This window comes from uncultured Bifidobacterium sp. (assembly GCF_959020145.1).
Classification (GTDB): domain Bacteria; phylum Actinomycetota; class Actinomycetes; order Actinomycetales; family Bifidobacteriaceae; genus Bifidobacterium.
Genome location: NZ_CAUEQY010000008.1, coordinates 38299 through 60234, shown reverse-complemented (window position 1 = coordinate 60234; position 21936 = coordinate 38299). Strand labels below are relative to the sequence as shown.

Annotated in this window: 20 protein-coding genes; 13 read left to right on the top strand and 7 right to left on the bottom strand. The window is 58.6% G+C overall.

Translation table 11 applies throughout. The features are described 5' to 3' along the window. The first annotated feature begins 60 nt into the window (after positions 1 to 60). Positions 61 to 1068: a universal stress protein gene (locus Q5H33_RS04320; protein ID WP_021913929.1), complete on the top strand. Its 1008-nt coding sequence runs from the start codon at positions 61 to 63 to the stop codon at positions 1066 to 1068. Positions 1069 to 1145: 77 nt separating this feature from the next. On the opposite strand, the gene Q5H33_RS04315 is transcribed toward Q5H33_RS04320, so the two are convergent. The 5 genes from Q5H33_RS04315 to Q5H33_RS04295 form a co-directional block, all read right to left on the bottom strand. Beyond that, on the bottom strand, positions 1146 to 2558 hold the full coding sequence (locus Q5H33_RS04315; RefSeq protein WP_302423216.1) for a DUF3027 domain-containing protein: 1413 nt from the start codon (positions 2556 to 2558) through the stop codon (positions 1146 to 1148). A gap of 6 nt (positions 2559 to 2564) precedes the next feature. Then, the gene (locus Q5H33_RS04310) at positions 2565 to 2957 is read right to left on the bottom strand and encodes a cold-shock protein (protein ID WP_039774936.1); all 393 of its coding nucleotides are present in this window, start codon (positions 2955 to 2957) and stop codon (positions 2565 to 2567) included. Between the two features lie 151 nt (positions 2958 to 3108). Continuing rightward, positions 3109 to 4890: a HAMP domain-containing sensor histidine kinase gene (locus Q5H33_RS04305; protein ID WP_117642958.1), complete on the bottom strand. Its 1782-nt coding sequence runs from the start codon at positions 4888 to 4890 to the stop codon at positions 3109 to 3111. A 74-nt stretch (positions 4891 to 4964) separates the two neighbouring features. Continuing rightward, positions 4965 to 5696, bottom strand: a complete 732-nt coding sequence (locus Q5H33_RS04300) for a response regulator transcription factor (protein WP_003808701.1) — start codon at positions 5694 to 5696, stop codon at positions 4965 to 4967. 3 nt (positions 5697 to 5699) lie between these two features. Then, complete coding sequence (locus Q5H33_RS04295) at positions 5700 to 6467, bottom strand: TPM domain-containing protein (protein WP_236836217.1); 768 nt, start codon at positions 6465 to 6467, stop codon at positions 5700 to 5702. A gap of 205 nt (positions 6468 to 6672) precedes the next feature. Between Q5H33_RS04295 and Q5H33_RS04290 the strand changes: the two genes are divergently transcribed. Continuing rightward, positions 6673 to 6963, top strand: a complete 291-nt coding sequence (locus tag Q5H33_RS04290; protein WP_003808696.1) for a WXG100 family type VII secretion target — start codon at positions 6673 to 6675, stop codon at positions 6961 to 6963. A 104-nt stretch (positions 6964 to 7067) separates the two neighbouring features. On the opposite strand, the gene groL is transcribed toward Q5H33_RS04290, so the two are convergent. Further along, on the bottom strand, positions 7068 to 8684 hold the full coding sequence (gene groL / locus Q5H33_RS04285) for a chaperonin GroEL (protein ID WP_011743003.1): 1617 nt from the start codon (positions 8682 to 8684) through the stop codon (positions 7068 to 7070). Positions 8685 to 8958: 274 nt separating this feature from the next. Continuing rightward, on the bottom strand, positions 8959 to 9657 hold the full coding sequence (locus tag Q5H33_RS04280; protein WP_021913933.1) for a LytR C-terminal domain-containing protein: 699 nt from the start codon (positions 9655 to 9657) through the stop codon (positions 8959 to 8961). A 152-nt stretch (positions 9658 to 9809) separates the two neighbouring features. On the opposite strand from Q5H33_RS04280, the gene Q5H33_RS04275 reads away from it, so the two are divergent. The 11 genes from Q5H33_RS04275 to Q5H33_RS04225 all read left to right on the top strand — a co-directional run bounded on the left by Q5H33_RS04275 (position 9810) and on the right by Q5H33_RS04225 (position 21821). Further along, a complete protein-coding gene (locus Q5H33_RS04275; protein ID WP_011743002.1) occupies positions 9810 to 10514 on the top strand; it encodes a uracil-DNA glycosylase in 705 nt (234 codons plus the stop codon). Positions 10515 to 10532: 18 nt separating this feature from the next. Further along, positions 10533 to 11600 carry a MoxR family ATPase gene (locus Q5H33_RS04270; RefSeq protein WP_033499173.1) on the top strand — a complete coding sequence of 356 codons (1068 nt, stop codon included), beginning with the start codon at positions 10533 to 10535 and terminating at the stop codon, positions 11598 to 11600. Next, positions 11597 to 12550 (top strand): DUF58 domain-containing protein, encoded by a 954-nt coding sequence (locus Q5H33_RS04265; protein WP_302423204.1) that lies wholly within the window; start codon positions 11597 to 11599, stop codon positions 12548 to 12550. The genes Q5H33_RS04270 and Q5H33_RS04265 overlap by 4 nt, the downstream gene beginning before the upstream one ends. Then, positions 12547 to 13071 (top strand): hypothetical protein, encoded by a 525-nt coding sequence (locus Q5H33_RS04260; protein ID WP_003808681.1) that lies wholly within the window; start codon positions 12547 to 12549, stop codon positions 13069 to 13071. Before Q5H33_RS04265 ends, Q5H33_RS04260 begins: the two co-directional genes overlap by 4 nt. After that, positions 13072 to 14139: a VWA domain-containing protein gene (locus Q5H33_RS04255; RefSeq protein ID WP_151907293.1), complete on the top strand. Its 1068-nt coding sequence runs from the start codon at positions 13072 to 13074 to the stop codon at positions 14137 to 14139. It abuts the gene before it with no gap. After that, entirely contained in the window at positions 14136 to 15155 is a 1020-nt protein-coding gene (locus Q5H33_RS04250) for a VWA domain-containing protein (protein ID WP_003808678.1), read from the top strand. The genes Q5H33_RS04255 and Q5H33_RS04250 overlap by 4 nt, the downstream gene beginning before the upstream one ends. After that, a complete protein-coding gene (locus Q5H33_RS04245; RefSeq protein WP_003808675.1) occupies positions 15152 to 15724 on the top strand; it encodes a DUF6466 family protein in 573 nt (190 codons plus the stop codon). Before Q5H33_RS04250 ends, Q5H33_RS04245 begins: the two co-directional genes overlap by 4 nt. 254 nt (positions 15725 to 15978) lie before the next feature. Beyond that, entirely contained in the window at positions 15979 to 16200 is a 222-nt protein-coding gene (locus tag Q5H33_RS04240; RefSeq protein WP_302423198.1) for a hypothetical protein, read from the top strand. Further along, positions 16197 to 17756, top strand: coding sequence for an alpha/beta hydrolase (locus Q5H33_RS04235; protein WP_003808670.1), 1560 nt, complete (start codon positions 16197 to 16199; stop codon positions 17754 to 17756). The genes Q5H33_RS04240 and Q5H33_RS04235 overlap by 4 nt, the downstream gene beginning before the upstream one ends. 39 nt (positions 17757 to 17795) lie before the next feature. Continuing rightward, positions 17796 to 19238: an adenylosuccinate lyase gene (purB, locus tag Q5H33_RS04230; protein ID WP_033499177.1), complete on the top strand. Its 1443-nt coding sequence runs from the start codon at positions 17796 to 17798 to the stop codon at positions 19236 to 19238. A gap of 147 nt (positions 19239 to 19385) precedes the next feature. After that, the gene (locus Q5H33_RS04225) at positions 19386 to 21821 is read left to right on the top strand and encodes a lysylphosphatidylglycerol synthase transmembrane domain-containing protein (RefSeq protein ID WP_055680402.1); all 2436 of its coding nucleotides are present in this window, start codon (positions 19386 to 19388) and stop codon (positions 21819 to 21821) included. Positions 21822 to 21936: the final 115 nt, after the last annotated feature.

Genomic DNA, 21936 nt, shown 5'->3' with positions numbered 1-21936 from the left:
GCTATGGACGCAAAGGAACGGATATGCTTGACTTATGGCAACGACCAAGGAGGTCACCAAATGAGCGACACCATCCTGCAATCGAATGATGTGATGGATTCCCGCCGAGGCGACATCGTCGTCGGCGTCGACGGGTCCGATGAATCCTTCGCAGCCCTGCGTTGGGCTCTTGGCGAAGCATCGCTGACCGGACAGCAGGTGAATGCGGTCTACGCATGGACCCATTCATGGGATATGGGATCCCAGCCGGAAGATGAGGAGCAATGGGCGCAGATGCGTCATGATATCGCCCGTCGGCTGCGCGAATGGGTGGCCCAGGCCTCGCAAGGCATGACGATTGACGAGAACCGCGTCAAACTCACCTCCGTCAAAGCCACCGGAACGGCAGCGCTTCTGGAAATCGGCAAGGACGCCCAACAGATCGTCGTCGGACGTCGTTCGCTTGGACGCGTGGCACGATGGTTTCTGGGATCGCTTTCCGCTTCTCTTGCAGAGGAGGCGAAGGTGCCCGTCACCGTGGTGCGTATCCTCGATGATGAAGAGGCATCCGTGCAGGACGCCATCGCCAATGCGCTTACGCCGACCGAGGAAACGGTCTCCTACACGATGCCGGGTTCTCCCCTGCCTCGGAACCAGCGTCCGGTGGTTGTAGGCGTTGATGGTTCGGAGACCTCCAAACACGCTTTGCGTTTCGCCATCGATTTCGCGGCCCTGCATCACGCTCCCCTGCAGGTCATGTTCTGCTGGCAGCTGAAAGATTTGGGCGTGGTCAAAGGGTATGAGAACGCCGTCGCTCCCATCTCCGTCGGCCAGGCGCAGGCGGAACGCATGCTTGATGAATTGCTCGATTCGGTTCAGGTTTCATCAGCGAACATTCCCGACGATTTCCAAATCGAATCGCACGCTTTCCATATTCCCGCCTCGAAGGGGCTTATCGCGGCTTCCCGCTACGCACGTCATCTAGTGGTCGGTTCGCGCGGCTTGTCCGGTCTGGACGCGCATTTCCTTGGATCGGTTTCCAAGCAAATCATCAACTTCGCAGACTGCACCGTCACCGTCGTGCACTGACCGCATAAAAAAGAAAACAAGATATGAGAGGGCCACGTACACATTCAGGTACGTGGCCCTCTCATATACGATGACGATTATTTGTCGGATTCGGCTTGAGCCGACGAATCAGCTTCCGTCATTTCGCTTTCCGTTGTTTCAGCCGCCGCCGGTTCGGTTTCCGCCGATTCGGCTTCTGTTGACTCGGTTTCCACCGATTCGTCTTCCATCGATTTGTTTTCCGTTTGCTCGGTGGTTTCAGCAGTCGGCTCAACTACCGTCTCATCCATCTGTTCAACCGGCTCAACCGACCCGGCGGAATTGACGGAATCGACGGAATCAACCTGTTCAGTCTGTTCGACTGGCTCGTCCGATTCAGTCGGCTCAGCCGTATCAGCCGATTCGGTATCGTCCGACGTTTCCGGCTTATTCTCGTCGACCACGGTGACGGTGGTCTCTACTTCAGGCGCATCGTCGGAGGCCACATGCTCAAGCACATCCTCTTGGCTGGCGTCGTCGTCGATGGTGTTGGCTTCGATGTCCGCGTCCGAACCTTCCTCATCCTCATTCGGATTATGGTCGTCATCGGACGAAAGCTGTTCGATCAGCTCCACGGAGCCCCGCTCGTCACGCGGCGCCTGGGCGATGATATCGATATGCATGTCGTCGAACGCCGGCTTCGACTGCACCCACAGATGCGACGGCTCCGGTGGATCGATTTCGGAATGCTCTCCGCAGCCATGATCGATGGACACGACTCTGCCGTCATCCGGGCTCCACTTGTTGGCGCACACGCCGAACAGCAGGTTCAACTCACCCTTCAGCGGAATGAAGAATCCGCATGTGGAGCAAGGATTGCCGTCGGCCGTCTTGGTGGATAGCGATTTTGGCCCATGTGGGCCTTCGTACCAACGTTTTGCGGTCTGCGACCGGCCAAGCGGAGTCAACACGTGCCTGCGGGACAGGTCGAATTCCTCGACCGCCTCTTCGACATCCTCTTCGGACGTCACAGGCTGTTCGGAATCCTCCGAAACGTCCGTCTTCTCAGACTCATCCGAAGCGTTTCCATCCATCGCCGGTTCCTGTACGGTTTCATCCGCGACTGACGGTTTGTCTTCCGTATCGTCCGATGTTTCGGCATCCTGCGTCTTGCGGAAGCCCTCTTCCATGCGGGGGTCATCGGGATCGGTGCCGATTGAATCGGTCACCGCCAAATCGCCCGGCTCGAGACGGTCCTTCCAAGGAATCCATTTTGGCGGACGCAGGGCCTTGTCTGTCGGGACCAGGGATGATTCGTTGACCGTCCAATGGTCCAGTTCGACATCATGGTATAACGTGACCGACCATTGCCAGCCTTCGTAGCCGCGTACTCGGGATTCGAAGCGGAAATCGGTGACGTTGTCTCCCAGGTCGATGGCTTCCACGAAGTCGCCGACCTGACCGTCCTCGTCGGACACTGTGACAGCGACCGCTTGGGCGATTGCCTTGGGATCCATTGTGGTATCGGACATGAAACTCTATTCCTGTACGTCGAAATTGTCGGCGACCGCGCGCAGAAGCGTGGCGAGCTTCTTGCTTTCAGCCGGTGAAGGATAGCGATGTCGACGAAGCTGATTGCCCGCGGAGTCAAGCAGCTTGATCAGATCCTCCACGATGGCGGCCATATCGTCCGGCTTCGGACGGGTGGCTTTAACCAGCGACGGGGCCGAGGCAACCAGCGTCACTCCCATCGCCTGCGGCCCACGACGACCATCAATGACGGAATACTCGACCTTGGCGCCCTTACGCAGCGTCTTCACGCCCTCGGGAAGGGCGGCAGCGGGCAGGAACACATCATCCGTGCCCTCACCCGTCTGAATGAAACCATAGCCTTTGTTCGCATCAAACCAACGAACACGTCCGCTCGGCATTGTCACCTCACATTTTGCTGATCAGATACCTTCACGCGAATAGGTAAAACCATTCGCCCATTTTCAAACCAAAGATACAGTTTAGCGCAAGAGGTGGGCCGCACCCATCCTTCCGCGCCGATAGCGTCTGCTTTCCCGACGGAAAAGAGCGTTATTTCTTTGATTTGCGATTCTTTTTTTCGTTTTTTCGATTCTCGCTCGCCGTAATCGGCTGCGGCTTGGGTTCGACCGGGGCGATCGGCAGCACCACCGTCAGGGTCAGTCCCGTTCCTTCGCTGCCGGATGCGCAGATGAATCCATGATGCGCCTTGACCACGGATTGCGCGATTGCCATGCCGAGTCCCGTACCGCCCTTCTGACGCGCACGCGACGGGTCGGCGGTGTAGAAACGTTCGAAGATCTTCGACCGTGCCTCCGGCGGCACGCCGGGACCGTGGTCGCTGAATCGCACAATCGCGTAGTTCATACCCACTTGCATGGACTGCCCCACTTCGATGGCTTCGACCAGATGGCGAAGCGACTGCTCGTTGGACGGCATACGGGATAGGGATTCGGGACTGATCGACGCGGGTAGCACACCCATGGAGATCTCCACAGGCGAGTCCGCCGGCGTATACCGGTGGATATTGCCCACGATGTTGGTGACCACTTGACGCAGTCTCGAAGCATCACCCTTCAACTCAATCTGGGGCATCTGGCCATTTTGGAAGGCGAATTGGGCGGGATGGTCCATATCGGTACCTGGTTGGAGCACGACCTGTCCGCAGGAAATGCCGCGGTCGGGGTCGAGCGCATGCAGGTCATCGGCTGCGTCGCGCACCACGGAGGTCAGCTTCACCTGCTGCGTGATGTCGATGCCACGTCCTTCGTCCAAACGAGCCAAAGACAGCAGGTCCTCCACCAGAACCGTCATACGCGCGCTGGATGCCTCGATATGTTCGATGGATTCGTCAGCCCTCTCCAAAGCCCCAGGCATGTCGCGCTGCATTTTGTACAGCTCGGCGTACCCGTGAATGGCGGCGAGCGGCGTACGCAATTCGTGACTGGCGTCCGAGACGAACCGCTTCATTTTTTCGGTGGTCTCTTCCTGCGCGTGGAAGCTCTCCTCGATGCGTGTCAGCATGGTGTTCAGCGACATGGACAGAGAGCCGACCTCTGTGCTTTCCGGCAGGTCTGGCACACGTTGGCTGAGATCTCCCGCGGCGATTTTCGCGGCGGTCTTTTCAATCCGCTTCAGGGGCGCGAGCGTGCTTTGCACCAGAATGGTGCCGAGTATCGCGCCGATCAGCACCACCGCGATGCCCACCATCGCGCAGAATCGCGTCAATGTGTTGGCCGTGTCGATCTGATCGCTCAGCGACAGGCCGATGAACACGACGCCACTGTCCTTGACTTGCCCGGTCCGTGTCTTCTCGTTCCAAGGCAACGCGACAACACGCCATGGCGACTGCGCGGCCTGCATGATGGAATGATCCGGGGTGCGGCTTGTGGTGATGTGCACCACCGCACGTGTCGTGAATGGCTGTCCAAGAGTGACGCCGTCGATGCTGCCGTCGGCCGGCAGGCTTGGTTCCGAAACCACTCCGTCACGGAGCATGGGCACCGATCCGGCACCCGTGCTTTTGTATTCGCTGTCGCGCACCTCCACGTAATACGTGTTCATGAGGCTGCGCCCGTCATCGCCGGTGTCGCTGCTGAGCGAGTCCATGCTGTTGAAAATCAGCTGGGCTTGGTTGATCAGCTGCGTATCGGTCTTCTGCAGCAGATAATTGCCCACCAACGTACGTATGGAAAAGGAGATGCCGATGGTGCCGATGGTCAGCAGCACGATGATGCAGGTGACCAGTTTCGTGCTCAGCGGAATCGCTTGAATCCTGCGGTTGAAACGGCTCCATACCTTGTTCTGCTTCGGCAGCGACCGGGGAGGCTGCATGGGGGCCGGAATGGCCGAAGGATTGGAGGCGTGGCCCGTGGACGGCGAATTGGGATTCTTGCTCATGGCTGAATCTAGTTCTTGGGAGCGCGAATCATATAGCCAATGCCGCGCTTGGTTTCGATCAGCGGCGTTACCTTGTGCTTGTCGCCGTTCTCATCCTCGATGACGATGCCATCGACCTTCTTGCGAAGATAGGAGATGTACGATTCGACGATGGCCGCGTCCCCGCCCCAATCGTATTGCCACACGTGATCGAGAATCTGCGCCTTGGACAGCACGCGGCCTTCATTGTCCATGAGGTAGCGAAGAAGCTTGTATTCGGTGGGGCTCAGGTCGATTGGCTGTCCGGCTCGGGACACGTCGTGCGAGTCCTCGTTGATTTCGAGATCGCCCACACGGATGATCGGATCGTCCTCCACCTGCTGCTGGGTGCGACGCAGGATGGCGCGGATTCGGGCCACGACCTCTTCGAGGCTGAACGGCTTGGTCACATAGTCGTCGCCTCCCACGGTAAGCCCCATGACCTTGTCTTGGGTGTCATCGCGAGCGGTCAGGTACAGCACCGGCGTGGTGATGCCTTCCTGCCTGATGCGTCGGGTCACCGTGAACCCATCGATGTCCGGAAGCATCACATCAAGCACGATCAGATCCGGCTGCAGCCTTTCGATGACCTCGATGGCTTCGGATCCCGAAGCGGCCGTGTTCACTTCGAAACCGGCGAAATGCAGGGATGCCACCAGCAGCTCTCGGATGGACGGCTCGTCATCGACAACGACAATGGATGCTTCAATAGGCTTGCTCATGGCTTAAGCATCGCTCCCTTCACTGGATGTTTCCTGAACGGATTCTGAATCTTGCGTTGAAGCGGTATCCGGATTGACATAATCCTCGTTTTCCGATTCGGCGCCCCACTCTTTGACCGGTTGGATACGTTCGGCGACCGCACCATGACGGCCGCTATGGCGGCCCTTACGCCGATGCCCGATCACGCCCTTCTTGCGCAGGATATGGAACACCACCAGAATCACCACCAGAAGCAGCAGCGCGCCGGCGAATCCTCCCACGCCAATCCATATGGTCCGCGACGAAGTCGAGGTCTTTTTCTGCACCGAAATCTGATTCATCATGTCGGTCGCGGACTTCGCCCAGTCCGGATCGCTTTCCATCAACGGTTTTTGCGCGGCATCGGACAGCGCGTCGACGGTCGACTTCTTCTTCAGCCATTCCTCCGAGTTCGAAGACACGGCCACCACCAGATTACCGTCATTCGAGGCAACCGCCAACATCACGGTATTCGGTTTCGGGTTCAACGATTCCAGCAGCGCGCTCACCCATTTATCCGGCTTGCCCTTGGCGTTGAAACTGTCCAGATACACCAAACGGACGGTGACGCCGGTCTCCTTTTTCGTCTGGTTGATGGCGTCCGTGATCTCCGAGACATTCGAACCGAGCAGATTCTGCGTGTCGGTGATGTCGTCCGTGGCTGTAATGCCCAATCCGGCACTGTCATCCGCATGGACCGGCGGAGTTATCCACAGCATCAAACACAAACCCAGCACGCCCGCCAGCAACATGCAAATCGCGATATTCCAACCTTTTGCCGTTCTGCCGCCGTTTCGCGACACGCCGACGGAACCCAAATGCATATGTTCTCCGACCACAGCTCCGTTTTTTTCGTTGCACACGCTCACTGATGACATAGCATCCACTGTACCGTCCGGTTGCGCCAACCGCGATCGCATGGAGAAACACACCAATCATCATTGAAAGGACCGGCACATGCCACAGTATCAAGTCGACAGCGAGCAGATTCAGTCCTCGAGCGCCGCCGTCAACGCCTCCATCCAATCCATCCGACAGGCCGTGCAGGGCATGTACGGCAATCTCAACAATCTGCAGAGCGTTTGGCGCGGCGGGGCTGCGACGCAGTTCACAGCGGTCGCCGAACAGTGGCGTGCCGCGCAGCAGCAGATGGAGCAGTCGCTTGAATCAATCCAGCGCGCATTGATGCAGGCCTCCACGTTGTATTCGGAGACCGAAATGCAGGCGTCGCGTTTGTTCGCGCAGTAGAAAGCGCGCGTAAGGCGCCTTCCAGATAAGCAAAGGCCCGCTCCCCATCGGGAAGCGGGCCTCATATCAGCTATTTGAGCTTATGGAAGCTTCCGGTCTTTCGATCAGTAGCCCATGTCGGCGCCAGCTGCCGGAGCGGCTGCCGGCGGTTCCGGCTTGTTGGCCACCACGGCTTCGGTGGTCAGGAACAGTCCAGCGATGGAAGCTGCGTTCTGCAGAGCGGAACGAGTCACCTTGACCGGGTCGGTGACGCCTGCGGCCAGCAGGTCCTCGTACTCGTTGGTGGCCGCGTTCAGGCCCTGGCCGTCAGGCAGGGAGCGGACCTTGTCGATCACCACGTCGCCGGACAGGCCAGCGTTTTCGGCGATCTGCTTGATCGGGGCTTCGACGGCACGGAACACGATCGCGGCACCGGTGGCCTCGTCGCCTTCGAGCTTGACGTCGTCCTTGGCCTTGGCGGCAGCCTGGATCAGAGCGACACCGCCGCCCGGCAGCAGACCTTCCTCGATAGCGGCCTTGGCGTTGCGCACGGCATCCTCGATGCGGTGCTTGCGTTCCTTGGCCTCGACTTCGGTGGCAGCGCCGACCTTGATGACGGCGACACCGCCGGCCAGCTTGGCCAGGCGCTCCTGCAGCTTCTCGCGATCGTAATCGGAATCGGTGTTGGCGATCTCGCCACGGATCTGAGCGACGCGAGCGGCCACGTCCTCCTTGGAGCCGCCACCGGACACGATGGTGGTCTCATCCTTGGAGACGATGACCTTCTTGGCGGTGCCAAGCACGGACATGTCGACGGAGTCGAGCTTCAGGCCCAGCTCATCGGACACCACCTGGGCACCGGTCAGGATGGCCATATCCTGCAGCATGGCCTTACGGCGGTCGCCGAAGCCCGGAGCCTTGACGGCGCAGGACTTGAAGGTGCCGCGGATGTTGTTCAGAATCAGGGTCGGCAGAGCCTCGCCGTCAACGTCCTCAGCGATGATCAGCAGCGGCTTGCCGGTCTTCATAACCAACTCGGCGATGTGGACGACATCCTGCTGGGAGCTCAGCTTGCCGGAGGTCAGAAGGATGTACGGATCCTCGAGAACGGCGGTCTGGTCCTCGGCGTTGGTCACGAAGTACGGAGCGATGTAGCCCTTGTCGAAGCGCATGCCCTCGGTGAAGTCAAGGTCAAGACCGAAGCGGTTGTTGTCCTCGACGGTCACGACGCCATCCTGGCCGACCTTGTCCAGAGCTTCGGCGATCTTCTCGCCGACTTCCGGATCAGCGGCGGAGATCGTTGCGGTGGCAGCGATCTGATCCTTGGTCTCAACGTCCTTGGCTGCTGCGACGAGTTCCTTGACGATGGCGTCGGCGGCCTTCTCGATGCCACGACGCAGCGCGATCGGGTTGGAGCCGGCGGTGACGTTCTTCAGACCCTCGTGCACCAGGGACTGGGCCAGCACGGTTGCGGTGGTGGTGCCGTCGCCTGCAACGTCATCGGTCTTCTTGGCGACTTCCTTGACCAGTTCGGCGCCGATACGCTCATACGGATCGTCCAGATCGATTTCCTTTGCGATGGAAACGCCATCGTTGGTGATGGTCGGAGCGCCGTAGGTCTTGTCAAGCACCACATTGCGGCCCTTCGGACCAAGGGTGACCTTGACGGTGTCAGCGAGCTTGTCGAGACCCGCGAGCATTCCCTGACGAGCTTCGTCGTCATATGCAATCATCTTTGCCATTGTTCCTCCACATATGGCTACACGGTATTATTTCCACCTTCGGAGCGACAATCAGAACCAGCCGTCAGCCGCCAGTTATCACTCTCACTCGTCGAGTGCTAATTCGCAGATTAGCACTCTCACGTCGAGAGTGCCAAACCCGATGACGTTCTTTGCGCTGTGAGCAAGATGTCAGTCGCATCGAATCAACTTGAAAAACGCCGGATTTCCAAGAAAATAAAAGAACCTCGCCTATGTTCGGGCGAGGTTCCAAACCGGTTCGGACGGCGTTTTTTCAGTTCAACAGCACCACAACGATCGGCGTGACCAATCCGCTGCTCTGCTGGACATTGGAGATTCCCAGCGTCTGCGCGACATTCTCCGCCGTCGCCTTGTCGGCCTCATTCTGATACCAGACAACCGTCTGGCTGGGAACGTTGCCGGTCGGATTGCTGGGCGTCACGCTGGTGTATCCGGCCTGGGTCAGGGCATCGGCCTTGCTCTTGGCGTAACCGGTGATGCTGGTGGCGTTCACCACGCGGATCTCGGTGGCCAGATTCACGCTCTGCTCAGAAGCCGCATCCTGGCCATTGTTCTGATCGTTATTCTGTTCCGCGTTCTGGTTGGCGTCCGAAGCGTCCTTCGACTGGCCATCCGAAGTACTGGTCTTCTTGCCGTCCTCGGACTTCTTGTTCTCCGTCTTGGCGTCTTTGGACGTGTCGTCCGTCTTCTTATCCGCCTTATCCGCCGTGGAGACGGACGATGAAGAGTCCTCCTTGGCCGACCAAGGCATTCTCAGGTTGCTGATCTCACCAGAATAGACTCCCCAGAACAGCAGGCCGGCGAGCAGAGCCACAATCACGACAATCACATACGGCAGAGCCCTGGACGCCATGGAACGTGCGCCACGGTGCACGCCCATCGGTCCCGCCGGAGGATTGTCGAACATATCCTTGGCGTAGGATTCGTAGGTCTCCTTGTCCTGCTTAGCCATTTTCTGCAACCTCATTTCTCACACTTACCGCCCCAGTGTACCGGCCCGTGCAGTCAGCCCACAATCAGCATCGTCGATTTTGCGCGTATTCGACACGTTTCCGCATGGAATCGGCATGGACATCCACAGGGCACGTCGTACAGTGGGAAAGTATGACTCATATCAAACCATTGAAGGATCTTGTGGAGCCCGGATGGGCCCAGGCCCTCGCCGATGTCGAACCCCAGATACATCTCATGGGAGACTTTCTGAGGTCGGAAATCGCGGCGGGACGTAAGTACCTTCCGGCCAGCAGGAACATTCTGCGCGCGTTTACCATTCCATTCGACGACATCAAAGTGCTTATCGTCGGCCAGGATCCCTACCCCACGCCGGGCCATCCGGTGGGACTGAGCTTCTGCGTGGCACCGGACGTCAAGCCCATTCCGCGCAGTCTGGCGAACATCTACACCGAGCTGACCGACGATCTGGGCGTGCCCATGCCGGCCAACGGCGACCTGACACCCTGGACCAAACAGGGCGTCATGCTGCTCAACAGATGTCTGACCGTCGAACCGGGAAAGCCGGGAAGCCATCAGGGGCGAGGCTGGGAAGTGGTCACCGACGCGGCCATCAGCGCATTGAACAATCGCCGTCGGCCTGACGGCAGCGTCAAGCCTCTGGTCGCGATTCTGTGGGGACGAAAGGCGCAGACGTTGGAGCCCCTGCTCACCAACGCTTTCATCATCAAATCCCCCCATCCAAGTCCGATGTCCGCCCGCTACGGATTTTTCGGCTCGAAACCGTTCTCCCGCGCCAATCAGGCGCTAATCGAAGCAGGAGAACAGCCGGTGGATTGGACCCTCCCGTCAGCTTGACCCGTTAGAGTAGCAACCATGGCTTTATTCCCTCCAAAGAATCCGGCGCCAGCACCGGCACCCATCCCCATGCCCGCAGCCGCAAGACCAACCACGCTGTCGGCCGAAGACATCGCACGCGCCAGGAACATCGGTTCGCAGATTCGCGGACGTTTCGCGCAGACCCTGGTCGGACAGGACAATCTTCGTGAATCGCTGATCACCACTTTGGTGGCCGGCGGTCATATCCTCATCGAATCCGTCCCGGGTCTGGCAAAAACCACTGCCGCGCAGACCTTGGCCACTTCGGTGTCCGGCTCGTTCAAACGTGTGCAATGCACTCCCGATCTGATGCCTTCGGACCTGGTCGGCACTCAGGTCTTCGATTTCGCCACGCAGAAATTCTCCACGCAGATCGGCCCGATCCACGCCAATTTCGTGCTGCTCGACGAAATCAATCGTTCCAACGCGAAAACCCAGTCCGCCATGCTTGAAGCCATGGCGGAGGGCGCGACCACCATCGGAGGCCAACGCATCGCGCTGCCGAAACCATTCATGGTCATCGCAACGCAGAATCCAATCGAGGAAGAGGGCACCTTCAATCTTCCCGAGGCGCAGATGGACCGTTTCATGATGAAGGCCGTACTGACCTATCCGACAGCGCAGGAAGAGCAACGCATGCTCGCCATGCTGACCCGCCGCGGCTCCGATACCGTAGACCAGCACGCGCTCACCGGTGACACCGTTTCCATCAGCGACGTCGAATTCCTGCGTTCCGCGGCACGTCGTGTGCACGTGTCCGATGCGATCATGCAGTATGCGGTCGATATCGCGGCCACCTCCCGTGGCGCTGGAACCAAGCCCGTCCAAGGACTTTCCTCGCTCGTCAGGCTGGGCGCCTCGCCGCGCGCGTCCATCGCGCTGGTGCGCATAGGACAGGCCAACGCGCTCCTGCAGGGACGAGATTACGTCATTCCTGAGGATGTGAAGGCGTTCGCCCACGAAGTGTTGCGTCATCGTATTCTGATGACGTTCGAAGCACTTGCCGATGGCGTCACCAGCGACCAGGTGGTGGATTCGATCGTGCAGGCGGTCCCCGTTCCATGATCGACCAGATCCGTTCCGACGATCCGATCCGCAGAAAAATCGAGACGCTTGGAACCACGCTGAGTCTGCCGACGGTACGCAAGGCGCTCGGCATACTCGAAGGCGCGCACGCATCGAACAAACGCTTCGGCGCCGACGATGTCGTGGATATCCACGCCTATGAGCCGGGAGACGAGGCGAAACGCATCGATTGGAAGACCAGTGCCCGAGCGGGACGTCCAATGGTGGTGCAGCGTGAGCGTCCCTCCACTTCGAAGGCATGGTTGCTGCTTGACGTCGGACAGGAAATGACCGCCGCATGCCCTTCCTCGGAACAGGCGTACCAGGTGGCGGCAAACGCCTTATGCATGTTCGCCGCGCTCAGCCTGCGCCGAGGCGACGAAGTGTCCATGGTGTTCGGCGACAGCGCTTCCATCACCCGGGTGCCGTTCAACGGTGGCCTGGCGCAGTTCGAACGAACCTTGGATACGGCATTGCAGCGCGAGTGGACCAGGCCCCGCAATATCGACGCGTTGCTGGAATACGCGCGCCGCATTCGGGACAAAGAGGCGCTGGTCGTCATCGCCACCGAGGAGCATGCGTTGGAGGAACGTCATTTGAGCGCCATCCGCACGATTGCAAGGACACATCCGATGGTGCTCATCGATGTGGCCACCATCAATCCGTTTGATGTCAGCCATGCGCGCGTGGTGCTTGACGGGGCTGGAAAACGACGCGTGCCTGCGTTCCTGCGTAGGGGAAACACAGCTGGGCAAGTGCGAACGCATCGCGAATACCTGGCTGCGTCCATTCGCCATGAGCTGAATCGCTGTGACTCGACGGTAATCCGATCCGATTCCAGCGAACGCATGTTCCATGAGTTCGTGCGCATGGTTTCCACGGCTTTGGCCCAGTCCACACGTAACCAATTGAGAGCCCCGTCCGTATTGTCGTTGGGAGACAAGGCATGATGCTCTTCCTTGCCGAGGATGACCTCGTCATCAAGGACCAGATTCATCTTGAGAACGGTTTGGCCGTCGTCATCGCGGTCTGTCTGTTGCTTGCCGTCGTTTTGGTGGCTCTTGTGGTCTGGCTTGCCCGGCCGAGCCGGAAGCCCGCAAAAATAGTCAATCGCGGCCGACATGACGCGCTTGCCGGCAAAACCGTCTGGCATCAGCGTATCGATGATGTTGTGTCCCGCCATGCCCGGGGGGAGCTGGAGCGCGAGGAGGCTTTCGCACAGCTGGCCGCAATCGCCAGGGATTTTGCTTCCACTGCCACCGGAACGGACGTGCGCAACCAGACGCTCACCGACATCGAAGAGACGCCTCGGACCACGGGGAACCAGCAGGGTCTCACCTTGCTCAGGCAAACCATCGAGGCATTGTATCCGCCGGAATTCGCGGATGCCGAGCGCAATCACATCGCCAGGCAGGCCACGGTCGAGCAGGCTGGCGAATGGGTGGCCAATCTTGTGGAAAGGTGGCGATAGATGCAACTGTCATGGCATTGGCCTTGGGCCTTTCTGGCAGGCGTCATCGTGGTGCTGGCCGTTGCCGGCGTCACGTTGCTGGTGGCCGCGCGCCACAAAACCGATGGCATCGAGAGTGCCCGCACCTTCAGCCTGGATGATGACCTCAACACGGAATCCGCATCGAGATTATTCCGCCAGTGGAGGGTTCTTTCACGTTTGGCGGTGATTCTTCTAGTGGTCGCGTTGGCACTCGCCACGGCTCTGGTGGCACGTCCCAGCACCGTGGATGAAGGCGAGGAGAAGGCCAGCAGCCGAGACATCGTGCTGTGCTTGGATGTTTCCGGCTCGGCGCTCCCCTACGACCGCGAGGTCATCGACACCTACCGTCAACTCGTCGACAGCTTCAAGGGCGAGAGAATCGGCCTGAGCATCTTCAATTCGACGTCACGTACCGTTTTTCCGTTGACCGACGACTACGAACTGGTGTCCAAACAGCTTGACAAAGCCAGCAGCATCCTCGCAGGCGTCGAGTCCCAAGACGATATCGACAAGATGAAGGACAGCGATTATCAGGCGATTTCCGACTGGCTGGAAGGCACGCAGAACCGTAAGGAGTCCACTTCGCTGATTGGCGATGGCGTGGTGAGCTGCGCGGCCATGCTTCCCGGATTCGCCTATGGGAACGCAAGCGCCGACAATGCCGAGCGTCAACGCGCCGCATCCATCGTGCTTGCCACGGACAACGTCGTTTCCGGAAAACCAACCTATACGCTTGACGAGGCGCTGAACCTGACCAAGCAGGCCCAAATCACCGTGGATGGATTGTTTTCCGGACCGAAGCAGAGCGAGGCCGACGAGACCACCCAGGAATTCAAATCCGCCATCGAAGCTCATCATGGGGTGTTTCTCACCCAATCGAATGGAGCATCCGTCTCTTCGCTGGTCAAGGAAATCGAATCTCGGCGGAACCATGAAAACGAGTCGAGCAACAAGGCCGCCATGGTGGATGCTCCCGGATGGTGGACACTGGCCTTGGCCATCGTTTTGATGGTCTGGCTGGCATTGGCTTGGAGGTTGAGGAGATGAACCATCTGACGCTTTCCCCTGCTTTGGGTTGGCCTGTCGGCGGAGCCGTCGCCGTGGTTCTGCTGGCCTGCGCCATTGCGCAGATCGTATTGCATGTTCGTCGCCGCGCTGACAGCGACGAAACCGTTTGGGCATGCGTTCGGCGCGTATTGCTTTGTCTGACGGTGTCGGTCATGGCATTGACGCCCAGTATCGTGGCGCCGACCAATAGCCGTGCGGTGAACGCCACCGACGTGGTGGTGGCCGTTGACGTGACCGGTTCCATGGCCGTCAAAGACGCGCAATATGGTTCAGCCGAACAGTCAAGCCGTCTCGACGTGGCAAAACAAGCCGTGAAGGACGTCACCGCGCTATATCCCAATTCCAGTTTCGCCGCTTTGCGATTCGGAGCTTCCGGCACGTTGGACGTGCCGTTGACCCCGGATTCGAACGCGATCGACAATTGGGCGGATACACTCGCGCCCGAGGCGACTTCCGTTTCGGCCGGTTCGACGTTGGATGCCCCTATCGACCAGCTGCTGCTGACCTGCAAGTCCATTCATGATCAGCATCCCGATGATGCGATCGTGCTGTACCTGTTTTCCGATGGAGAACAGACCTCGTCAAAGGCACGGCGCACGTTCTCATCATTGCGACGATACCTATCCGATGCCTTCACCGTAGCCATCGGCAGCGAGCAGGGAGGCAACATTCCCGTAATCGCCGACGGCGTCGATGGAAATGCGGACCAGTGGGTCACCGACCCTGATACCGGCAAACCCGGAGTGTCACGCATGAACAAGGATGAGATGGCGTCCATCGCCGACGAGTTGAGCGGTACCGCGCTGGTGTTGAACGCCTCCAACACCATGCGTGACGGCGTGTCCAAGGAAGCGTCCGATAAGTGGCGAGTCACCCAAACCACCAAGAAGCGCACCAGGACGATGCCCGTCGTATGGCCACTGGCCATCGTCACGCTGCTGCTGCTCGCATGCGAATTGGGGGCTTGGATAATTCAGTCGAGGAGTTTGCTATGACCAGAACAACCATGAAACCGCGTGCCTCGCTGACGGTTCGCATCGTTTTGGCCGTCATGGCGGCGTTGCTGGTCATGGCCGCCCTATGGGCCATAGTGAATCTCGCAGCCGTCAATAGCTACAACCAGGCCACGCAAAGCCTGCAGGAGAACATCTCGACCAGCAGAAAAGACGATGCCGATTGGGACAAGCTGCACACCAGGCAACAGCAGACGGACGCCCAATTCAACGAGGCATCAGCCATGAAGCCGCTGCTGCTGCCCCAAGTGCGCGAATCAATCGAGCATAACAGTCATGTTTCCAGCCAGCTTACGGATCACGCGTCCAAGAAGATCAAAGCCGAGCAGAGCGATCAGTCCGCTTCCACGGATTCAAACACCGCCGACGCTCAGGAATCGGGTAAATCAAGTCACAAGAACGACGAAAACCTATCCGACGAACAACGTCGGAAAATAGAGGAGCTATTGGCTCAGAACGCCCAATCCACGCAATCGGATCCCAATGACGATTCAGGTTCGGCTGCGAAAAAGAACCCAAGCACGTCATCCTCGCAGACCAAACCCTGGTAGGGGGCTTTTTCGAATATAGTTATCCACATGCCGTCGACGTGGTTTTCGTTGTTTTTCCAATAACGACACGCCGACGGTTTTTCATAGACTCGTTCTTTGACCACAAGCTCTGTTTTCCGATTGGCGTCAACGCCGAATGTGGTCAAATGGCTGCCATGAACGTTTCAAATGCTTTTCTTGGTGCCGCCCCAGGCGTCGCAGCCTTCAATTCGTTGGCATCCCTGTCGGGAATGTCCTGTCGTTGCCGAATTGGCGTGCGGACCACCCAAACATTGATCAATGCGAAACTTGTTACCGCGTCACGGCTTCTCGATGGACTTGATGCGGCAATAGCCTCCAACAGACTGGCCGACTGGACCGGCACCGCGGCCGAGGAATACCGCACCCGTCTCGATCGCATCGCACGGCAATCCGCTCTGCTACGTGATGATATGATCGCCACGTCACGTCTTCTCTGGTCGGCAGGTGCGGCATGAACCAACGAGTGACGGCCCGCATCGTTGGCGGAAAGAGATTCACCACCGCCGAATACCGGGAATACTTCAATGCTTCAAGAATCCTCAGAGACCAAGCGAATCGTCTTGGCACTTCCCGTAGATCCTTCATTGCCGCAGGCTATGAACTCAAAATCCACCCTCGCGCCACACCGCTCCTGTCCGCTTTGACCGGGGCAAGTCCACGGTGTACGGCGCAGGACCATATCGAATTGCCGTACCGGCAGCTGCTCGGACGTTGCGAAGCGCATGCCGAGGCCCTGCAATCCATGGCATCCCAGCTTAATGAGCTATCCTCATTGATCGCACAAGCCCAATCCTTATACGCCCAAGCTGAGGAAGCCAGCAGGAAAGGGCTGAATATCATGTTGCGAGGGCTTTTCATGTCATCACGGGAATCCGCGATTCTCGCCTTGACCGCCAGCGCACTGATGGGGGTAAGACGCAGTTACGCCAAAGAGGGGAAATTCAACAAATTCTATCTTGTGGAATCCACCGCATGGATGCAGGAAAGCTTCGTGAGCGTCCTCGGAGAGCATGCGAGCCGATTGAACATACAGGAACGGCCTTCAAAAGACACGTCCATCCTGGAATACATCACGAAAACCTTATTCATGGTCACCAAACCGGGAGCGGCTATAGCAGAGGGGCTTTCCGGCAAAGGCTCGGTCAATCGCGGTCTTAAGAAAATCGACAGACTGCTCATACCGTACTTCGACAAAGACCATGGAGACAATCTCTCCGTAACCCGTGTGTATCCGAAAACCAAAGTGGTCAGAGGCGGTACAAGCACGAAGGACGCCATCGCCGACCAACGGCGGCTGTCCGAAGGACCTCTCAACGGCGAACGTGAAAGCGGTCTGGAATACGGAACCATCGCATGCTGCAAGTACCGCAAAGCCGATGGCACATATGCTTGGAGGATCATCATTCCCGGGACCGACGGCAATCACGATTCGCCTATGGACTGGTACACCAATTTCGAGCTGATGAGTGCCGATGAGCGGCAGCGCGGAACCGCGGAAAGCCTCCGTTTCCTGGATGAGACCATGAAACAGGCCGGCATCCAGCCGGATGATCCCGTGGAAATCGTCGGCCATTCGCAGGGCGGCATCATCGCGGCAGCGGCGGCGACGGATTTCCAAGATAAATACGACATCCAACATATCGCCACGCTTGGCTCCCCGATAGCGAATTTCGAGATTCCCGAGAAAACACGGGTCACCGCCATCGAGATGGATGATGAAGGCATCGCGGCACTTGACGGGGAGGCTAACCCCCATACGGAGAACTGGCTCACCATACGATGCTCCGTCCATGAGGAGGATGCGCCGAAGAGGGCTTTTCCAGGAGCCGAAGTCAGTGATTCGTCTGGGGAGAAGAACTCCACGCACTACCCGAAATACCATGAAGCGGGATACCGGTACGCCTACGACACCGGAAACAAATCCGTGCTGGACCATGACCGTCATTTCCAAGAGGTCGTGGAAGGCGAGCTGGAGGAGGTCCAGTATTATGAGGGACGCATCAGCAAATGACGGGACCAATGGTTCACGGCTGAACGTATGCTGTTGTCTATGAAGCTTACTGACATCTCCCCCGCAATCGCACTGACCCCTCTTGACGGCCGCTACCACAAGCAGACCGCTCCCCTTGTCGAATACATGAGCGAACCGGCGTTGAACCGCGAGCGCATGCGCGTCGAAGTCGAGTGGATGATTCTGCTTGCCAACGGTTTCGAGGGCAACGGCAATCAGACCATCGTTCCGGGTGTCAAGCCGCTCACCGATGATGAGCAGGCGTATCTGCGTTCCATTCCGGAGAATTTCGGAGCCGAAGGCATTGCCCAGCATGCCGCTTATGAGGCTAAGACCCACCATGATGTGAAGGCCGTGGAGTATTACATCGACGACCAGCTGGAGAAGGCCGCCGATGTGTTGGGTCATGACACCCAGCTGACCGGATTGAAGACTCTCGTGCATTTTGCCTGCACGTCCGAGGATATCAACAACCTGTCCATCGCCCGTTGCGTGAAGAACGGTGTGGAGCAGGTGTGGCTGCCCGCAGCCCAGGCCATTGTCGACCATCTGGCACAGAAGGCCGACGCCTACCGCGACAAGGCCATGCTGTCGCTGACCCATGGACAGCCTGCCACGCCGACCACGCTGGGCAAGGAACTGGCTGTTTATGTGTATCGTCTGAACCGTCAGCTCAACAAGGTCAAGGCCCAGGAATATCTCGGTAAGATCAATGGCGCGACCGGCACGTTCGGTGCGCATCTGGCCGCCTGCCCTGATGTTGACTGGGTGGCCGTCTCCCGCGAGTTCGTCACCAACCGTATGGGTCTGACGTGGAATCCGTTGACCACGCAGATCGAATCGCATGATTGGCAGGCTGAACTGTACGGTACCATCAGCCACACCAACCGTATCCTGCACAACCTGTGTGTGGACGTGTGGATGTACATCTCCCGTGGCGTGTTCGCGCAGGTACCGGTCAAGGGCGCGACCGGTTCCTCCACCATGCCGCACAAGGTCAATCCGATTCGTTTCGAGAACGCCGAAGCCAATCTGGAGATCTCCTGCTCACTATTGGACACTTTGTCGGCGACGCTGGTCGAATCGCGTTGGCAGCGCGATCTGACCGACTCCACCACGCAGCGCAACATCGGCTCCGCGCTGGGCTATTCGCTGCTGGCGTTGAACAATCTGATGGGTGGTCTGAACTCCATCCATCCGAACGATGTTGCCATCCAGGCCGAGCTCGATTCCAATTGGGAGGTGCTCGGCGAGCCGATCCAGACCGCCATGCGCGCCTGCGAGCTTGCAGGACTGCCGGGTATGGATAAGCCGTACGAGAAGGTCAAGGAGCTCATGCGCGGTCACGAGATCTCCAAGGATGACGTCGAACGGTTCATCGACCAGCAGGCCTTCGACGAAGCCACTGCGGCGCGTCTCAAGGCGTTGACTCCGGCGACATACACCGGAGTTGCCAGCAAGCTGGTTGACTTCGACCGCTGATAACGCATCGCCACACTCATCTTGCGGATGATACGCCTTGGGGCGGCTGTGTTTTCACACAGCCGCCCCAAGGCGTATCATCGGAGACGATAATAGGTGCATGTCACCCGGACGTATTCACCCACGTACCTATAAAGCAGGTCAATAGTGTCTCACGACTTCCCAACCAGCAAACACGAAACGCGCATTGAGGATGTTCCGCCGAAACGGAACCGCGATTTCGCGGATCTGCTCCATGCGCTGTTCGCCGTGCTTGTCGGCGCGGCCGTCATCCTGTTCTCCATCTACTTGCATGGCACCACCTCCGGAGTGGAGTCCGACGTGCGTTCCGCGGGCCACGTGGTCAGTTGGCTCATGGATGTGCCGACATCGCTGTTGCAGCAGATCGCCATAGTTTTCATTACCGTCAGCGTGCTTATCCAGCTGCTCATCGCCAAGGAATGGCTGCAAAGTGTGGTTTCCGCCATCGCCCTTATTCTCGGTTTCGCTGCGATATGGGGCATATCCGCTCTTATCAGCGGCTCGGGCAATGACACCCTCATCATGTCCATGATGTCCAACGGCACTTCCGTGGGAACCGGACTGCTTCCCGATTTTTATGCGGCGATGGCCTCATTCCTTACCGTCGCCGGACCGCGTCGCACCCGTTCCGGCACCAAATGGGGCTGGAACATCCTCTACACGGTCGCCGTGCTGTTCGTGGTGCTGTCATGGAATTCGCTTTCCGGCGTGCTGGTCTCCTTTGCCGCGGGACGTGCCTTGGGCATGCTGATCCGTTTCATGCTCGGCACACAGACCAACGGAGCTTGGGGCAACCAGGTGGCGCAGGCGCTCCGTTCCATCGGCATCGACGTGGCGTCGCTCTCCCGCAGGCTCGCGACCTACACCGATTCCGGCATGCTGAAGACCACATTGGACGATGATCTGACCGAGAACTCACGCATCTACGACGCCATCGACGTCGACGGCCACCAATACACGGTATCCGTTCTCGATAACCAAGTGCATATGGCAGGCTATCTCAACCAGCTATGGCAATGGGTCAGGCTGACCGGGGTCTCCATGCGCCGTGACCGTTCCTCCTTCGACGCCATCCACCACCATTACGCGATGATTCTCGGCCTGCAGAACGCCGGATTGACGGTGCCGGGAGTCTACGGAGTCGCAGACAGCAGCGAATCGTCCATTCTGGTGTTTCACCGCGACCACATGCCCTTGGAATGCAATCCGAACACCATGTCCGACCATGACATGGAATTGTTCATGACCTATCTGTCCGAAGCGCACCGGCACGGCTTCACCCATCGTCGAATCACTCCCGAAACGTTGTCGCGCATGGAAAACGGACAGCCGGTGATCGCAGGATGGCAGAATGGCGACTATGGCAGCGCGCCGCCAAACTATGCGCTGGACAAAGTACAGCTGCTGGTTCTGCTCGGCGCGCTGAACGGCATCGACCGTGCGATCGCATGCGCCCGCAGGACGTGGGGCGACGAGCAACTGATCGACCTGGCGCCATTCATCCAGAAGGCGGCGGTTCCGGCGGCGATACGCGCCCTGCCCGCCTGCGACAAGCACATGCTCAACACGCTGCGTTCCCGTATCGCGGCTTTGGCTCCGCAAGAGGTCGCGGATTCCATGGAAACGGTTACGCTGTCGCGGTTCAGTTTCCGTTCCTTCATCGCGATCGCGCTGCTGGTCGTCGCCGTGTATGTGGTGTTCACCCAGATTCAACCGGCCGAAATGATCAAGGCGGTCAAAGAGGCCAACATCGCCATGGCTCTGGTATGCGTGCTGTTCGGACTGCTGGCTTGGTTCGGATCGGCCATGACCCTTGGCTGTTTCATGGATGCCGATAAACGCAATCCGATCGGCTTGTACTGTTCCCAAATGGCTTCGGGCTTCACCGCGGTCTCCATGCCCGCCGGCGTCGGCCCGGCCTTTGTCAACCTGCAGTTCCTGCGCAAGAGCGGCTACCGCAATACCGCGGCCACCGCCATCATGAGCGCCGTATGGGCGGTGCAGGGCGGCACCACCATCATTCTGCTGCTGCTGATCGGCATCTTCACCGGACGCAACACACTGTCCGGCATGATTCCCACCAACACGCTGATTTTGGTGATCACCATCGTCGCATTGGTGATTTCCGCGGCCATGGCCATTCCCCCGGTGCGGCACATCGTCACGGAGAAGTACCTGCCCATCGTCAAGTCCTACGCACGCAGTCTCGTCAACGTGTTGTCCCACCCGAAGGAGCTGGCCTTCGGCATCCTCGGCGCATTGGTGCTCAACATCTCGACCGGATTGGGATTCTGGATTGCATTGATGGCTTTCGGATGCCACACCAATCCGGTGGAGACCACATTCATCTTCCTGCTGGCGAATACGCTCGGTTCCGCAGTGCCGACACCAGGCGGCCTTGGCGCGGTCGAAGCCGCGTTGTCCGTGGCCTTCACCGCCGTGGGCATCCCCTCCACCATCGCCGTCTCCGCTACTCTCGTCTACCGAATCGCCTTCTATTGGCTGAGAATTCCAATGGGAGCCGTGGCTATGAAATGGCTGGACAGGCATAATTTGATCTAACCCAACCCCCCCGTTAGGGTTTTTCTCCCCCTATACTGAATCAAAAGGGCCAAAACCCTTGGAAAATGGCATTTTTGGCACATGCGTGCGCTATCATTGCAATGAACGTGGATGT

Excerpts from the sequence above, each read along its gene's own strand:
- Q5H33_RS04320 (WP_021913929.1), top strand. The coding sequence starts at position 61 with ATGAGCGACACCATCCTGCAATCGAATGATGTGATGGATTCCCGCCGA.
- Q5H33_RS04315 (WP_302423216.1), bottom strand. The coding sequence starts at position 2,558 with ATGTCCGATACCACAATGGATCCCAAGGCAATCGCCCAAGCGGTCGCT.
- Q5H33_RS04310 (WP_039774936.1), bottom strand. The coding sequence starts at position 2,957 with ATGCCGAGCGGACGTGTTCGTTGGTTTGATGCGAACAAAGGCTATGGT.
- Q5H33_RS04305 (WP_117642958.1), bottom strand. The coding sequence starts at position 4,890 with ATGCAGCCTCCCCGGTCGCTGCCGAAGCAGAACAAGGTATGGAGCCGT.
- Q5H33_RS04300 (WP_003808701.1), bottom strand. The coding sequence starts at position 5,696 with ATGAGCAAGCCTATTGAAGCATCCATTGTCGTTGTCGATGACGAGCCG.
- Q5H33_RS04295 (WP_236836217.1), bottom strand. The coding sequence starts at position 6,467 with ATGTTGCTGGCGGGCGTGCTGGGTTTGTGTTTGATGCTGTGGATAACT.
- Q5H33_RS04290 (WP_003808696.1), top strand. The coding sequence starts at position 6,673 with ATGCCACAGTATCAAGTCGACAGCGAGCAGATTCAGTCCTCGAGCGCC.
- groL (WP_011743003.1), bottom strand. The coding sequence starts at position 8,684 with ATGGCAAAGATGATTGCATATGACGACGAAGCTCGTCAGGGAATGCTC.
- Q5H33_RS04280 (WP_021913933.1), bottom strand. The coding sequence starts at position 9,657 with ATGGCTAAGCAGGACAAGGAGACCTACGAATCCTACGCCAAGGATATG.
- Q5H33_RS04275 (WP_011743002.1), top strand. The coding sequence starts at position 9,810 with ATGACTCATATCAAACCATTGAAGGATCTTGTGGAGCCCGGATGGGCC.
- Q5H33_RS04270 (WP_033499173.1), top strand. The coding sequence starts at position 10,533 with ATGGCTTTATTCCCTCCAAAGAATCCGGCGCCAGCACCGGCACCCATC.
- Q5H33_RS04265 (WP_302423204.1), top strand. The coding sequence starts at position 11,597 with ATGATCGACCAGATCCGTTCCGACGATCCGATCCGCAGAAAAATCGAG.
- Q5H33_RS04260 (WP_003808681.1), top strand. The coding sequence starts at position 12,547 with ATGATGCTCTTCCTTGCCGAGGATGACCTCGTCATCAAGGACCAGATT.
- Q5H33_RS04255 (WP_151907293.1), top strand. The coding sequence starts at position 13,072 with ATGCAACTGTCATGGCATTGGCCTTGGGCCTTTCTGGCAGGCGTCATC.
- Q5H33_RS04250 (WP_003808678.1), top strand. The coding sequence starts at position 14,136 with ATGAACCATCTGACGCTTTCCCCTGCTTTGGGTTGGCCTGTCGGCGGA.
- Q5H33_RS04245 (WP_003808675.1), top strand. The coding sequence starts at position 15,152 with ATGACCAGAACAACCATGAAACCGCGTGCCTCGCTGACGGTTCGCATC.
- Q5H33_RS04235 (WP_003808670.1), top strand. The coding sequence starts at position 16,197 with ATGAACCAACGAGTGACGGCCCGCATCGTTGGCGGAAAGAGATTCACC.
- purB (WP_033499177.1), top strand. The coding sequence starts at position 17,796 with ATGAAGCTTACTGACATCTCCCCCGCAATCGCACTGACCCCTCTTGAC.